The sequence below is a fragment of the Stenotrophomonas sp. YJH_SMC_14-1 genome (genome assembly GCF_059372275.1).
Genome location: NZ_JCAFVK010000002.1, coordinates 507,880 through 521,494, shown reverse-complemented (window position 1 = coordinate 521,494; position 13,615 = coordinate 507,880). Strand labels below are relative to the sequence as shown.

Annotated in this window: 14 protein-coding genes; 6 read left to right on the top strand and 8 right to left on the bottom strand. The window is 67.7% G+C overall.

The genetic code is table 11. The features are described 5' to 3' along the window. Positions 1-28: 28 nt before the first annotated feature. Positions 29-364 carry a zinc ribbon domain-containing protein YjdM gene (locus tag AC5P9P_RS07400; protein WP_005414225.1) on the top strand — a complete coding sequence of 112 codons (336 nt, stop codon included), beginning with the start codon at positions 29-31 and terminating at the stop codon, positions 362-364. Between the two features lie 6 nt (positions 365-370). On the opposite strand, the gene AC5P9P_RS07395 is transcribed toward AC5P9P_RS07400, so the two are convergent. Next, the gene (locus tag AC5P9P_RS07395; RefSeq protein ID WP_033834326.1) at positions 371-1,522 is read right to left on the bottom strand and encodes a transglutaminase-like domain-containing protein; all 1,152 of its coding nucleotides are present in this window, start codon (positions 1,520-1,522) and stop codon (positions 371-373) included. A gap of 240 nt (positions 1,523-1,762) precedes the next feature. On the opposite strand from AC5P9P_RS07395, the gene AC5P9P_RS07390 reads away from it, so the two are divergent. From AC5P9P_RS07390 to AC5P9P_RS07375, 4 genes are all read left to right on the top strand, one after another. Then, on the top strand, positions 1,763-2,365 hold the full coding sequence (locus tag AC5P9P_RS07390) for an HD domain-containing protein (protein WP_049430886.1): 603 nt from the start codon (positions 1,763-1,765) through the stop codon (positions 2,363-2,365). Positions 2,366-2,414: 49 nt separating this feature from the next. Further along, entirely contained in the window at positions 2,415-2,588 is a 174-nt protein-coding gene (locus tag AC5P9P_RS07385; RefSeq protein ID WP_049402330.1) for an oxidoreductase-like domain-containing protein, read from the top strand. Further along, a complete protein-coding gene (locus AC5P9P_RS07380; protein ID WP_033834321.1) occupies positions 2,585-3,202 on the top strand; it encodes a DUF998 domain-containing protein in 618 nt (205 codons plus the stop codon). Before AC5P9P_RS07385 ends, AC5P9P_RS07380 begins: the two co-directional genes overlap by 4 nt. Positions 3,203-3,280: 78 nt before the next feature. After that, entirely contained in the window at positions 3,281-4,627 is a 1,347-nt protein-coding gene (locus AC5P9P_RS07375; protein WP_033834319.1) for a virulence factor family protein, read from the top strand. Positions 4,628-4,725: 98 nt separating this feature from the next. Here AC5P9P_RS07375 and mprF read toward each other — a convergent pair whose 3' ends face one another. Beyond that, positions 4,726-7,290 carry a bifunctional lysylphosphatidylglycerol flippase/synthetase MprF gene (gene mprF / locus AC5P9P_RS07370; protein WP_005414230.1) on the bottom strand — a complete coding sequence of 855 codons (2,565 nt, stop codon included), beginning with the start codon at positions 7,288-7,290 and terminating at the stop codon, positions 4,726-4,728. A 192-nt stretch (positions 7,291-7,482) separates the two neighbouring features. On the opposite strand from mprF, the gene AC5P9P_RS07365 reads away from it, so the two are divergent. After that, the gene (locus AC5P9P_RS07365) at positions 7,483-7,830 is read left to right on the top strand and encodes a RidA family protein (RefSeq protein ID WP_005410556.1); all 348 of its coding nucleotides are present in this window, start codon (positions 7,483-7,485) and stop codon (positions 7,828-7,830) included. A gap of 151 nt (positions 7,831-7,981) precedes the next feature. Here the strand turns inward: AC5P9P_RS07365 and rnfB are convergent, their stop codons facing one another. The 6 genes from rnfB to AC5P9P_RS07335 form a co-directional block, all read right to left on the bottom strand. Beyond that, positions 7,982-8,395, bottom strand: coding sequence for an Rnf electron transport complex subunit RnfB (gene rnfB / locus AC5P9P_RS07360; RefSeq protein ID WP_012480943.1), 414 nt, complete (start codon positions 8,393-8,395; stop codon positions 7,982-7,984). Between the two features lie 24 nt (positions 8,396-8,419). Then, entirely contained in the window at positions 8,420-9,010 is a 591-nt protein-coding gene (locus tag AC5P9P_RS07355) for an HAD family hydrolase (RefSeq protein WP_005414141.1), read from the bottom strand. Positions 9,011-9,088: 78 nt separating this feature from the next. After that, positions 9,089-11,179, bottom strand: coding sequence for a methionine--tRNA ligase (gene metG / locus AC5P9P_RS07350; RefSeq protein ID WP_495232673.1), 2,091 nt, complete (start codon positions 11,177-11,179; stop codon positions 9,089-9,091). Positions 11,180-11,281: 102 nt separating this feature from the next. After that, complete coding sequence (locus tag AC5P9P_RS07345; protein ID WP_005410552.1) at positions 11,282-11,725, bottom strand: DUF2147 domain-containing protein; 444 nt, start codon at positions 11,723-11,725, stop codon at positions 11,282-11,284. A gap of 410 nt (positions 11,726-12,135) precedes the next feature. After that, positions 12,136-12,540 carry an SMU1112c/YaeR family gloxylase I-like metalloprotein gene (gene gloA2 / locus AC5P9P_RS07340; protein ID WP_049403491.1) on the bottom strand — a complete coding sequence of 135 codons (405 nt, stop codon included), beginning with the start codon at positions 12,538-12,540 and terminating at the stop codon, positions 12,136-12,138. Next, complete coding sequence (locus AC5P9P_RS07335) at positions 12,537-13,607, bottom strand: serine hydrolase domain-containing protein (RefSeq protein ID WP_288468805.1); 1,071 nt, start codon at positions 13,605-13,607, stop codon at positions 12,537-12,539. The genes gloA2 and AC5P9P_RS07335 overlap by 4 nt, the downstream gene beginning before the upstream one ends. Positions 13,608-13,615 lie beyond the last annotated feature (8 nt).

Genomic DNA, 13,615 nt, shown 5'->3' with positions numbered 1-13,615 from the left:
CTGTTGATTCACTTTGAGGTACTTGCCGATGTCGTCTGTTCCCGCCTGCCCGCAGTGCACCCTGGAAAACACCTATGCCGATGGCGCGCTGTGGATCTGCGCCGATTGCGGTTTCGAATGGACCGCCGAGGAAAGTGCCGGTTCGACCCTGGTCGTGCGTGACAGCAACGGCAATACCCTGCAGGCCGGCGACACCGTCACCGTGATCAAGGACCTGAAGGTGAAGGGGTCTTCGATCCCGCTGAAGCAGGGCACCGTGATCCGCAACATCCGCCTGGTCGAAGATGATGCCGAGCACATCGAAGGCAACTCGGACAAGATCAAGGGCCTGGTCCTGAAGACCTGCTTCCTCAAGAAGGCCTGATCGGTCTCAGCGCCTGGCCTGCTGCTGCGCGCGCCAGCGGGCCAGGCTGTCGAGCTTGGCCTGGTAGCGTGCCTGCTCCGGTGCACCACCCAGAAGCTGCGCGCGGGTCAGTTCACGGTCGGCGCGTTCAAGCTGCCCGGACAGGAAATACACGCGCGCCAGCCCGAAGTGGAACTGGTGCGCGGTGTCATACAGGCGTACGGCCTGCCGGTAATAGCGGATGGCTTCGGCCAGCTTTCCGGCCTGCTCGGCCTGCGTGCCCAGCATGTACTGCGCGAACGGGTCCTCACGCTGCACCGACTTCAAGCGTCGCTCCAGAGCCTTGGCCTGCGCATCCAGCCCAAGCTGCCGATACAGCGCGCTGGCATTGGTCAGCGCCGCATCCTGGCGGCCGTCCAGGCGCAGGGCGCGGTCCAGTGCCTCCCGCGCCGCACCGGTGTTGCCCTCACGGTTGTCGAGCACACCCAGGTTGTTCCAGACCGAGGGGAACGCGCGATCCTGCACGACCGAGGCATCGAAGAACGCGCGGGCGCCGACGAGGTCTCCTTCGGCCATGCGTTCGGCACCTCGATTGTTGTAGAAATGCGCCAGTGCACGCGCGCGGCTGACCGGCTGCGGGCCGCGGCGGTCGTAGAGTACGTTGCGATCGAGGTCGACCGTGGCGTAACGCCCCGCGATCTCCACGCCCGCGTTGACGTGGCCCACACTGTAGACCACGCCGGCGTCCTGGTCCTGGTACCAGGACACGACCTGGCCGACTTCCTGGACGCGGGCCTGGATGCCAGCCTCGCGCGCCAGTGCCACGAACATCAGCGTGAAGGCGAGGCAGTTGGCGCGGCGCTGCTGCCAGACTTCGTCCACGGTATAGGTCGCGTTCGCGTCGTACTGCAGGTCCAGCCCCTGGCGGCCGAAGATCATTTCCACCAGTGCCTGCAGCCGCTGCTCGCGCGATGAACTGCGGTCGATCACCTGCGCCTGCAGCATCGCGCGCATTGCGGGAGGAATCGCGAAGACCTGTTCCGGTGAGGGGACCTCCACCGGGGGGACGCTTCCGATGGGCGGGAGTGCATCGGTGCGCGGGTGGTCCTGTGCGCAGAGCGGCGCGGCCATCAAAGCGGCCAGGACCACGACGAAGATGCGGGCGGCAGGGCGGTACATGACAGTTCCCGGCAGCGGCGGGCGCTCCCGCCTGCAGCGAGTGTAGACCCGGCGGCGCCGCGCTGCAGTGACCGTTGGTCGGCGCGTGGCCGGTACGGCGTTTCATCCACAACCGATGTGGACCAGCGCTCGACAAAGCTGTGGACAACCGCGTCCAGGGCTCACCGGGCAAGCGTTGTGAGTATGTGGTGAAAAAACCATCAGCTTGCCGCGGGGCTGCGCAGGCGGGATGATCCGGGTATGGATTTCTCTCCGCTGACGCTGGCTCCTGCGCAGTGGCAGGCGCTGCAGGACAGCTACGCAACGCCGCCCCGCGCCTACCACCACTTCGGACACGTACGCGCGGTGCTGCAGCACTGCCAGGACGTGGCTGACGGCCCGGGCTGGCAGAGGCCCGCCGAGGTGTACCTGGCCGTGCTCTACCACGACGCGATCTATGTGGCGGGCCGCAAAGACAACGAAGGGCGTTCGGCGGCGCTGGCCCTGCAGGCAATCGCACGGGCCCCGGAACTGGCCGGCGTCGACGCCGCGCGGGTCGAGCAGTTGATCCTGCTGACAGCCCGCCATGGCGATCTGGGCCCGGACGACGTTGATGCCGAGGCCGCGCTGTTCCTGGACTGCGACATGGCGATCCTGGCCGCGCCCGAGCCGGTGTTCGCCGCCTACGATCGTGGCGTGGCCGAAGAGTACAAAGGGGTCGTGCCGGGCTTCCTGTACCGCGCCGGGCGTCGCCGTTTCCTGCAGGGGCTGCTGCGGGCGCCGCGCATCTTCCTCAGTGACTTCTTCCACCAGCGCCTGGATGCGGCGGCTCGGGAAAACCTGCGTCGACAGCTGGCCCGCTGAGCTGGACCGGTACACTTGGGCCTGCTCTCACCGATTGTCGCTTCCCACTGTGTCCGTCCCTGATCCCGACCCCCGCCCGCTGCCCCCCGAAGAGCCCGGTCCCAACGAGTGCTGTGGCAGCGGCTGTCCGTTGTGCGTGCTGGATCTGTATGCCGATGAGCTGCAGCGCTATCGCAAGGCGCTGGCCGAATGGAAGGCACGGCATCCGGAGGCAACGCCATGAGCCGTGCGCGTCCGGCGGCGGTGCTGGCACTGGTGGCGCTGCTGCTGTTCGTGGGTACCGCGCTGTGGACCCAGGTCGCGCGCAGTGATCTGGACTGGGTGCGGGCAACCTTGAGCCTGTACCTGCACGGGCCGTGGGGCCTGGCATTGCGCGCTGCCTACTGCCTGCTGGCGCTGGCCATTGCGGCGCTTGGCATTGCGCTGTATCGCGGCAGCATCGGGCCGCGCCGCAGTGCGGCGGCGCCGCTGTTGTTCACTGTCTCTGCACTGGGGCTGGCGACGGTCGCCATCGGTGACAGCTGGCTGCCTGAAGCGACCCCGCTGCTGGCACCGTTCATCCATGGACTGGCAGCCAACACCGCGTTCCTGTGTGCCAGCGTCGGCATGCTGCTGCAGGCCTGGTATCTGCGCCGCGAACCGGGTTGGCAGTCTGCCGCGGGCCTGCTCTGGGGCTGGGCATGGCTGGCCTTCGTGCTGCTGTGGCTGCATGTGCTGTGGCGTGGTGGACCACCGCGTGGGCTGGGACAGAAAGTGGTGATCGCGGTGATCGTTGGCTGGCTGCTGTATCTGGCGATGGCCCTGTACCGGCGCAGCCGTCGGGCCGCAGCCCACTGAATCCCCAACGGCCTGCGCCGGTACGTGCCGTGCACGCGGCGGCGGCGTATCGTGTGCGCATTCCATCGGGGATGCGACATGAAGCGTGCAGGGCTGGGCAGGGCAATGGGTGTGGTTCTGGCGTTGGCAGCGCTGCCGGCAATGGCGGCGGCCAACGTGCAGCAGTTCAGCCACGGGCGGTTCGAGCAGATTCCGGTGCACATGCCGGCTGGCACGCCGCAGCGTGTGGTGATCTGGTTCCATGAATCCACCGCCGGTGGTGATACCAGCCGCCTTCCGATCGAGGCCCTGCGTGCCGATGGCGCGATGGTCGCTGCCGTGGACATCGCGCATCTGCGCAGCGTGCTCAAGCGCGAGGGGAATCCGACCTGTTCGTTCGGTTCCGGCGACGTCGAGAACTTCTCGCGCTGGTTGCAGGCCTCCCTGCACCTGCCTGGCTACCACCTGCCGCTGGTCGGTGGTGATGGTGAAGGCGCCGAGATGGCCTACACGCTGGCCGCACAGGCCGATACCCAGGTATTCGCCGGCCTGCTGACCACCGGCTTCTGCCCGGATCACAGCCACGAGCGCATGGTCTGCGGCGATGGTGTGAAGCACAACAAGCTGCAGCCTGCCGAGTTGAATTCCCCGTGGCTGAGCGCCGCCGGCGACCATGGCTGCAAGGTTGGCGAGGCCAGCCGCTTCGTGCAGCAGGTGGCGATGGCACGCGAGTTCAAGCGCACCGCGCGCGGCGATGCTTCACCCGGCCTGGTGGCGGCGGCGCGGGTGATCGGCGCGCAGGCCGGCGTCAGCCTGGCACCGCCACCAGCCGCGCTGAAGGGCCTGCCGATAGTGGAAGTACCCGCTGCCGGTAATGGCGACACGCTGGCCGTGTTCGTTTCCGGCGATGGCGGCTGGGCCGGCCTGGACAAGGACGTGGCATCGTCGCTCAACGAGCATGGCGTGGCCGTGGTCGGCATCGACTCACTGCGCTACTTCTGGAGCGAACGCACGCCGAAGGGATTTGCCACTGACCTGCAGAAGATCATCGATCACTACCGCCAGCAGTGGCATCGCGACAAGGTGATGCTGATCGGTTTCTCGCAGGGTGCCGACGTGCTGCCGGCCACCATCAACCAGCTCGATGCCGATACCCGCGCAGCGCTGGATCGTATCGTGCTGTTGTCGGTAGGCAGGAAGGCCGACTTTGAATTCCACGTCAGCAACTGGCTGGGTGGTGGCGGCGATGGTCTGCCGATCGCGCCGGAAGTGGCGAAGCTGCCGGCGGCCAAGACCCTCTGCGTGTATGGCGACAAGGATGACGACGCGCTGTGCCCCGGCCTGCCGGCCAACGACGGCGTGCAGAAGGTGAAGCTTCCGGGCGACCATCACTTCAATGGTGATTACGACCGATTGGCCGAAGTGATCCTCAAGGGCGGGGCGTAGCGCCGGGCCACGCCCGAACGCTGTCGCCGCCGTGTCGACCAAGGTCGACACCTACCGGGTGGTTTGCAGCGCCGGGCCATGCCCGGCGGCTCAGGGCTTCAGTTACGCCGCGGGTCCAGAGAGATCAGGCGCGTGGCATCCAGCAACGCGGCCGGCAGATGCATGCCGCCGGGTGCTGCCAGATAGCGCGGTCGCCACTGCGGGTCGAACTTCGACTTGAAGCGGCGCAGGCCACTGAAGCCATAGAAGCGTTCGCCATGCCGCGCGAGCAGGCCGGCCAGTCGGTTCCAGCGACCAGCAAGGCGATGCTGGGCCAGCCCGGACAGCGGCGCCATGCCCAGCGAGAAGCGCGCATAGCCCTGAGCGCGGCCCCACAGGAACAGCTCGATGAACAGGAAGTCCATCGTGCCCTTCGGTGCCTCGTTGACATGGCGCATGAGGTCCACCGACAGCTCGGCACCGGCCGGTGCCTGCCACAGGTTGGCGAATGCCACGATCTGGCCCTCGGCTTCGACCAGTGCCACCGGGAAGCGCGCCAGGTAATCCGGATCGTAGCTGCCCAGCGAGAAACCCTTCTCGTCGCCGGCCTTGTCTTCCAGCCACGCGTTGGAGATCGCGTGCAGGCGGGGAAGCAGGCTGGGAATCTCTTCCACCGGTGCCACGCGGAACGAAAGGCCCCCGCGCTTGCCACGGTTCCAGGCCTGGCGCAGATCGGCGCGTTCGCGGCCTTCCAGGCCGAAGTCGTGCAAGGGCACGATCGCTTCCTCGCCCAGCTTGACCAGGCCCAGGCCCAGGTCGAGATAGGTCTGCCAGTAGGTCTCGCCCACCTGGTAGAACACCGGGCGCAGGCCGAGCCGGTCAGCTTCCTCGCGGAAGCGCCATATCAGCGCGCGCGCCACATCAGGCGGGCCGACCGGATCGCCCATCGCGATCAGCGAACCGCCGTAGCGCTGCATCATCACGAAGCCCTGTTTCGCATCATCGCGCAGCACTGCCTTGTCGGCGGTCAGTACCAGGCAGGCCTGGGTATCGGTGGCACCGGCCAGTACCGGCGCCAATGATTGCAGCGTGGCCTCGTCGGCGGCTGGCAGCGGGCTGCGCGTACTGTGCAGCAGCCGCGCCAGGCCGAACATCACCAGCGCGATCGCCACCACCAGCAGCGCACGCAGCGCACGCGGTGCGTTGCCGGATATCGCAAACTGCCACCACAGTTCGTTCTGGTACTCGACATGGCTGTAGGTGAAGAACAACAGCCAGGTGACCGCCACCAGTACCAGGCCGAGGTTGCGCAGCCATGGCCACGACCATGCTTCATCGAGCAGTGCGCCCTGGCGGTAGAACTCGCGGCGTGCGGCCCACAGCGCCATCGCCACCAGCAGGGCGGAGACCGCGATCAACGGTTGGCCACCGCGCAGCCACAGTGGCAACGGGGTGATCACGCACACGGCCATCGCCAGCATCCATGCGGCATGGCTGCGCCGGGCCAGGCCTTGGCCGATCAGCAGCAGGGCGACGCCGCTGAGACTCCCGATCAGATGGGACGTTTCCAGGATCGGCAGTGATGCGTTGACCAGGTGACGGCGCGGCGTGGGCAACGTGCCGTCGATGACCAGCGCAGCACCGATGCTGAACACCGCCAGCGCGATGATCTGCGGCAACCATGGGCGCAGCGCGTTCCAGCCGGCACGGGTTGCCCCGGCACTGGCCTGCAGCGGCTGGCGCAGCGCGGGTGCAAGCGCGAGCAGGGTGGCCAGCAGCAGGGGCAGCACGTAGTAGGTGACGCGGTAGATCAACGCCGCGGCCAGCACTGCAGCCGGTGCCACCTGTGGCAGCAGCTTCAGCAGGCTCCATTCGAACACGCCGAGGCCGGCGGGCACGGTCGAAACCAGGCCGGCCAGCACCGCGACCAGGTACAGGCCGACGAAGCCGGGCAGGCCGGTCGGCGTCGAGTCCGGAAGCAGCACATAGAACGCGGCACTGGCCAGCACCAGCTCGATCACGCTGAGCACGGTCACCCCGATCATCGTGCGCCGGTCGGGCAGCCACAGCGCATGGCCGAACACGCTGAACTGGCGTCCATCGCGGCCGACCAGCAGCAGGGTGGCCGCATAGGCCAGCAGCGCGACGATGCCGACCACGCGGACCGCATCCGGGTCCAGCGGCAGGGCAAGCGCCGCTGCCGCCGGTTCCATGCACAGCGCCACGCTGATCAGCAGCCACGCACCGAACACGAAGCCGAGCGTGCTCATCAGCACGACCTGGCCGATCTGCGCCAGGTCGAGGCCGGCGGTACGGTAGCCGCGCAGGCGCACCGCACCGCCGGTGAGCGCGGCAAAGCCCACGGTCTGGCCCAGCGTGTGTGCCAGGAACGCGGTGATGCCGATGCGCGCCGGATGCACGCGGATGCCGCTGCGGCGCAGGCCGATGGCATCAAAGCCGATCAGGCAGGCATAGCTGGCCAGGCCCAGCACGACAGTAAGCGCGATCTGCGTGCCACTGAGCTGGTGGAAGGCATGGCGGATGGCGCGGTAGCCGTTCTCATCGAACTCGTTGGCCAGGCCGTGCAGCGCCAGCGCAAGGATCAGCAGCGGGATGACGATGGTGAGGACCCGCTTCCATGCCGGGGTGGAGGGAGCGGTGGCGGGGTCGGTGGTTTCGGTCATCGGCGCAAGGGTGCGTCAGGGAGGGCGAGGGCGGTGTCAATGCAGCCGTGGCGCATCGTGCGCCTGTCGCTGGCATTTGACCAGCGTCGCTGTCGGAAGCCGGTAGTGACCGTGTGTGGAAGGCTGCCCTGCACCCATCGTTGACCGGTTTGGAGGACAATGCAGGCCTGATCACCCGCAGGAGCCACGCCCATGATGGAGCGTTACGACGTCGGACCGCGCATGTCCGAAATGACCGTGTACAACAAGGTCGCCTACCTTTCCGGCCAGATTCCGGAAGACACCAGCCAGGACATCACCGGGCAGACCCGGCAGGTGCTGGCCGAGATCGACAAGCTGCTGGCGCTGGTGGCCAGTGATCGCCAGCACGTGCTGCGCGCCGAAGTGTTCCTGGCCGACATGGCCGATTTCGACGGCATGAACAAGGCATGGGATGAGTGGGTGGTGGAAGGTGCGACCCCGGCGCGCGCCACGGTCGAGGCCAAGCTGGCCCACGCCGACTGGAAGGTCGAGATCGTGGTGACGGCGGCAGTGCCGTAACGGCAAGGTCACCTCCCAGCAGTGGAGGGGGGGTAGAGTCGACTGTTGGTCGACTGTCGCGCGCAGCGCGGGGTTTTGCGCCGCCGGAACGAAGAGCAGTCGACTAACAGTCGACTCTACCCCGCCGCTCCACCGCCGGTTGGTCTGGTGGCTAGGCCGGCACCAGCTCGATGCAGTCGACCGGGCACGGCGGGATGCACAGCTCGCAGCCGGTGCACAGATCGGCGATCACCGTGTGCATGTACTTGGCGCCGCCGACGATGGCGTCCACCGGGCAGGCCTGGATGCACTTGGTGCAGCCGATGCAGTCGGCTTCCACGATCAACGCCACCTGCGGCGCCTTGTGCTCGCCGCGCGAACGATCAAAAGGAATCGCCGGTACGCGCAGAACCTGGGCCAGCGCGCGTGCACCGGCATCGCCACCGGGGGGGCAGCGGTCGACGCCTGCCTCGCCGCGCGCCATCGCCTGCGCGTACGGTCGGCAGCCGTCGTAGCCGCATTGCCCGCATTGGGTCTGCGGCAGCAGGCGGTCGAGGCGTTCGGTCAGGGGCGGGATCAGGCTCATGCGTGGCGAAGGCTGCGCGTCGGGTTACTTCAGGGGTTTGCCGCGGAACCAGCGCTCGTGGGCCAGCGCCAGCATCGGCTTGTCTTCGGAACTGTCACCGTAGGCATGGATGCGCACGTAACGCGACAGATCGAACTGGCGACGGATGTGCTCGACCTTGCGCGGGCCACAGTCGCCACCGGCGTAACGGCCGGTCAGGCGTCCGTCCTGACATTCCAGCCGGTTGCAGATCAACTGCAGGCCCAGCTGCTCGCACCACGGCCGCAGGTACAGGTCCAGCGAGCCGGACACGATCACCACGGTGTGCTGCTGTTCCTTGTGCCAGCGGATCTGCTCCAGCATTTCCGGGCGCACCACGTCGGGCAGGAACTCACGCGAGAAGCCGGCGGCCAGGGTGGCGATGTCGTCACTGTGGCGGTCGCTGAAGGTCAGGCGGGTGACGCGCGCGCGGATGCGTTCGGCCGAGATCAGCTTCAGCTTGTACGCGAGCAGCCACGGGCCGACCTTCCACCACGCCTGCGCCAGCTGTTCGGCGGTGGCCACGCGGCGCAGGAAACGGCCATAGGTATCGCAGGTGGTCACGGTGTGGTCGAAGTCGAACAGCGCCAGTTCCATTCCGTTGCCTCCCATCGCGTTGCCTCCGCTGGCCAATGCTGCCGGCGGGCGCGGCCGAGGCCACGCCCGCTGCGGGCATCAGCGGACCGGCATGCCCGGCTGCGCGCCGCTGTCGGCGTCCAGCAACGCCAGCGCACCGCCGTCGAAACCGGCCGACAGGATCATGCCTTCGCTCAGGCCGAAGCGCATCTTGCGCGGGGCCAGGTTGGCGATGAACACCACGCTGCGGCCGACCAGCTTCTCCGTCTCGCCGTAGCTGCCACGGATACCGGAGAAGATCTGGCGCTTGCCCAGTTCACCTGCATCCAGCTCGAAGCGCAGCAGCTTGTCCGATCCTTCCACGAACTCGCAGACCAGCACCTTGCCGATGCGCAGGTCGAGCTTGGCGAAATCGTCGATGCCGATGTAGGCCGGCGCGTCGGCGCTCTTTGCTTCGTCCTTGGCCGGGGCCGGGGCCGGGGCCGGGGCCGGGGCCGGGGCGGCCGGCTTGGCGGCGGGGGCAGCGGCAGCCGCCGGCTGCAGGGTGTCCTTGGAGGCGTCGATCATGGCGTCAATCTTCTTCGGGTCGATACGGGTGAACAGCGGGGTGTAGTCGGTGATGCGGTGGCCCAGCAGCGGCTGTGCCAGTTCGGTCCAGTCGTTCACCGGCGCGGCCAGGAAGGCTTCGGCCTGCGCGGCGGTGGCCGGCAGCACCGGCTTCAGGGCGGTGACCAGTACGCGGAACAGGTTCAGGCCCTGGCTGCACACGGCCTGCAGCTGCGCGTCGGCGCCTTCCTGCTTGGCGATGACCCACGGCTTGACGTCGTCGATGTAGCGGTTGGCTTCGTCGGCCAGGGCCATGGTCAGGCGGATCGCCGCGGCCGGGTCGTTGCGCTCGTAGGCTTCACGGATCGGCGCCAGGCCGTCGACGAAGCGCTGGTACTGCGCCGCATCGGGCAGCTGCGCGGCCAGCTGGCCGTCGAAACGCTTGCTGATGAAGCCGGCGCAGCGGCTGGCCAGGTTGACGAACTTGCCGACCAGGTCGGCGTTGACGCGGGCGATGAAGTCACCCAGGTTCAGGTCGAGATCGTCGACGCCACCGCCGGACTTGGCGGCGTAGTAGTAGCGCAGCGCTTCCGGTTCCAGGCCGGCATCGAGGAAGGTACGCGCCATCACGAAGGTGCCGCGCGACTTGCTCATCTTGGCGCCGTCCACGGTCAGGTAGCCGTTGACGTGCAGGCGGGTCGGCGCGCGGTGACCAGTGCCGTGCAGCACCGCCGGCCAGAACAGGCCGTGGAAGTTGACGATGTCCTTGCCGATGAAGTGGTGCAGCTCGGTGCTGGTACCGGCGCGCAGGTGCGCTTCGAAGTCCTCGCCGATCCTGCCGCACAGGGTCTGGAAGCTGGACAGGTAGCCGATCGGCGCGTCCAGCCAGACATAGAAGTACTTGCCCGGCTGGCCGGGAATCTGGAAGCCGAAGTACGGCGCATCGCGCGAGATGTCCCACGCGCGCAGGCCACCTTCGGCATTGAGCCACTCACCCAGCTTGGCCTTCACGCCCGGCAGGGCGACGTCGCCGGCCAGCCATTCGCGCAGGAACGCGTCGAAGTGACCCACCTCGAAGAAGAAGTGCTCCGAATCGCGCATTTCCGGCGTGGCACCGGAGATGACCGAACGCGGTTCCTTCAGGTCGGTCGGCGCATAGGTAGCGCCGCACACTTCGCAGTTGTCGCCGTACTGGTCGGGGCTGCCGCAGTTCGGGCAGATGCCCTTGACGTAGCGGTCGGGCAGGAACATGCCCTTGGCCGGGTCGTAGAACTGCGCCACCGAACGGCGGCTGATGTGGCCGGCCGCTTCCAGCTTCAGGTAGAACTGCTCGGTCAGCGCCTTGTTGGCTGCCGAATTGGTCGAGTCGTAGTGGTCGAAGGCCACGCCGAAGGCGGCGAAGTCACGTTCGTGGCTGGCCTGGATGTTGGCGATGAAGGTTTCCGGGGTGACCCCGGCCTTTTCCGCGGCCAGCATGATCGGCGTGCCATGGGTATCGTCGGCGCAGACAAACCAGGCCTTGCCGCCACTCATTCGCCGCGCACGCACCCAGATGTCGGCCTGGATGTAGCCGACCAGGTGGCCCAGGTGCAGCGGGCCGTTGGCGTAGGGCAGGGCGGTGGTGACGAGCGCGGTACGGGTCATGGTCGCGGGGTGAAGCCGAGGGGAACCGCAGAGTATCGCATGCCCGCAACGAGGTGACCCGGCCGAGGCCGGGTCACGGGGATGAAGCGGGGGCCGGGGCGCTTATTCGCGCTGCCAGGTCTGCGCGCGGCAGATGAAGGCGATGCAGCCGGACACGTCCAGCCGGGTGCCGCCGGGCTGCAGTTCCATCTTCGACTTGTAGGTCTTGCCGTTGGCCGGGTCGAGGATGGTGCCACCGGACCACTTGTTGGCGCCGTCGGCCTTCAGGTTCCAGAGGATGGTCATGCCCTTCACCGGCTTGTTCCTGTTGGCGCCTTCACAGCCGTCACAGACCGGGTTGGGGCCCTTGTCCGAGTGCAGGATGTCGACCACCTTGCCGGTCAGGGTGCCGTTGGCGGCCTGGGTGATCTCGACGATCGACTTCACCTTGCCGGTCTTGTCGTCGATGGTCTTCCAGCGGCCGGCGGCGCCATCGGCGGCCTGCGCCGAGAGCGCGGCCAGGCACAGCGGCAGTGCCAGCAACAGGGTCTTGAAGGTCTTGCGCATGGTCCCCTCCCAGGGTTCATTCCGGCACGATGCCGGTACGGGTCGACTGTATACCCATTCGGCGGGGTATGGGGAAGAGGGGCGTTGCAGGGCTGCGCCCTGCACCTGCGGTAGTGCCGGCCGCTGGCCGGCAACCTCAAAAGCAAAGGCAGCTATCCGTGGGATGGCGGGGCGGTGTGGGTGGGCAGGACACGCCGTAAACCCATCCATGGGGGCTCGATGGCGCCATCCATGGAGCCAACGGTCCTGCCCACCCACACCGCCCCACCTCTGACAGATTTCTGCGGCTGTGGGTAGGTGTCGACCTTGGTCGACACGGTAGATCCATGCCATGCGTGAATGAGGTTTTGGTTGCGGCGATGGGGTCAGATCCCTTTTCCGTCGGAAAAGGGATCTGACCCCCGGGGACGTCAACCGACTTCGCACAACTCCAGCGGCAGGTCGTCGGGGTCGGCGAAGAAGGTGAAGCGTCGGCCGGTGTATTCGTCCACGCGGATCGGTTCGCAGGCGACACCATGCGCGGCCAGGCGCTGGATGAAGGGTTCCAGTGCAGCCACCCGGAACGCGAGGTGGCGCAGACCCTGGGCCTCCGGGCGGCTGGGACGGGGCGGCGGCGAGGGGAAGGAGAACAGTTCCAGCTGGCCGCCGTCGGGCAGGGCCAGATCGAGCTTCCAGGAATCGCGTGCGGCGCGGTGGTTCTCGGCCAGCACGCGCAGGCCGAGGATGCGCACGTAGAAGTCCTTCGAGCGGGCGTAGTCGCTGCAGATCAGTGCGGCGTGGTGGATGCCCAGCAGGGCGTCGGAACCGGGGGTCATTGCAGGGTGTCCAGCCAGCGCTGGGCGATCTTCTGCGCCAGCGGATAGGGTTCGGGGTCGTTGCGGTTGGTCAGCACGATCACGGTCAGGTGCTTCTCCGGGTGGCGCACGATCACGTTGCGGAAGCCGATGCTCTCGCCGCTGTGCCATTGCACCGGGCCGTTCAGGCGCCAGCCGAAGCCGTAGTGCGGCACATCCGGTTCGGGCGTCGGTGTGGCGGGGCTGAACATCGCCCGGCGCGAAGCCTTCGACAGCAGGCGGTCGTCGTACAGCGCCGCATCCCAGCGGGCCAGGTCGTCCAGCGAGGAGTAGATCCCGCCGTCTCCCAGTACAGCGCTGGTAGTGCTCTGGTCGGTGCGCTGCCAGCGGCCATCGATCCTGCTGTAGCCATAGGCGCGTGTGGCGACCGTGTCCACGCCGTCCTGGTGGGCCACGGTATGCGCCATGCCCAGCGGGCGGAAGATGCGTTGTTGCAGGAAGGCGGCGAAATCCTGGCCGGATGCGCGGCCCACGATCAGTGCCAGCAGTGCATAGCCGCTGTTGCTGTAGCGGTACTGCGTGCCCGGCGCGAAGTTCAGCCGGTCCTGGCGCGACAGCAGGGCCAGCACATCGGCATCGTGTACCTGCCGCGTGTCTGCCGGGTCCATCAGGTCTTCGTAGTCGAGCAGGCCGCTGGTATGCGAGAGCAGGTGGCGGAGGGTGATGCCCGCTGCAGCCGGTGGCAGCTCGGGCAGCCACTGCCGGGCCGGCTGGTCCAGCCCGAGCCGGCCGTCTTCCACCAGCAGCAGCACCGCCGCAGCGGTGAACTGCTTGCTGACCGAGGCCAGCCGGAAATTGCTGGCGGCTGTGACCGGGGTGCCGTCTTCGACCACCGCAAGGCCGTAGCCACGGCGGAACACCGGCTGCCCGGCATGCAGCACCAGCACTGCGGCGCCGGGCACCTGGCCATCGTAGGCCTGCATCAGGCCGTCGATACCGGCATCCGGTGGGGTCAGCACCGGTGCGGCGGCGCCCACCAGAGGCAGCAGGCCCAGCACGGCGGCGAACAGGGCGACGGCAGGGCGCATGGTGGCTC

What these genes read in the sequence shown, in the direction of transcription:
- AC5P9P_RS07380 (WP_033834321.1), top strand. Translation starts at nt 2,585, where the DNA reads ATGAGCCGTGCGCGTCCGGCGGCGGTGCTGGCACTGGTGGCGCTGCTG.
- gloA2 (WP_049403491.1), bottom strand. Translation starts at nt 12,540, where the DNA reads ATGACCCCCGGTTCCGACGCCCTGCTGGGCATCCACCACGCCGCACTG.
- AC5P9P_RS07375 (WP_033834319.1), top strand. Translation starts at nt 3,281, where the DNA reads ATGAAGCGTGCAGGGCTGGGCAGGGCAATGGGTGTGGTTCTGGCGTTG.
- AC5P9P_RS07355 (WP_005414141.1), bottom strand. Translation starts at nt 9,010, where the DNA reads ATGGAACTGGCGCTGTTCGACTTCGACCACACCGTGACCACCTGCGAT.
- AC5P9P_RS07335 (WP_288468805.1), bottom strand. Translation starts at nt 13,607, where the DNA reads ATGCGCCCTGCCGTCGCCCTGTTCGCCGCCGTGCTGGGCCTGCTGCCT.
- mprF (WP_005414230.1), bottom strand. Translation starts at nt 7,290, where the DNA reads ATGACCGAAACCACCGACCCCGCCACCGCTCCCTCCACCCCGGCATGG.
- metG (WP_495232673.1), bottom strand. Translation starts at nt 11,179, where the DNA reads ATGACCCGTACCGCGCTCGTCACCACCGCCCTGCCCTACGCCAACGGC.
- AC5P9P_RS07390 (WP_049430886.1), top strand. Translation starts at nt 1,763, where the DNA reads ATGGATTTCTCTCCGCTGACGCTGGCTCCTGCGCAGTGGCAGGCGCTG.
- AC5P9P_RS07395 (WP_033834326.1), bottom strand. Translation starts at nt 1,522, where the DNA reads ATGTACCGCCCTGCCGCCCGCATCTTCGTCGTGGTCCTGGCCGCTTTG.
- AC5P9P_RS07345 (WP_005410552.1), bottom strand. Translation starts at nt 11,725, where the DNA reads ATGCGCAAGACCTTCAAGACCCTGTTGCTGGCACTGCCGCTGTGCCTG.
- AC5P9P_RS07365 (WP_005410556.1), top strand. Translation starts at nt 7,483, where the DNA reads ATGATGGAGCGTTACGACGTCGGACCGCGCATGTCCGAAATGACCGTG.
- AC5P9P_RS07400 (WP_005414225.1), top strand. Translation starts at nt 29, where the DNA reads ATGTCGTCTGTTCCCGCCTGCCCGCAGTGCACCCTGGAAAACACCTAT.
- rnfB (WP_012480943.1), bottom strand. Translation starts at nt 8,395, where the DNA reads ATGAGCCTGATCCCGCCCCTGACCGAACGCCTCGACCGCCTGCTGCCG.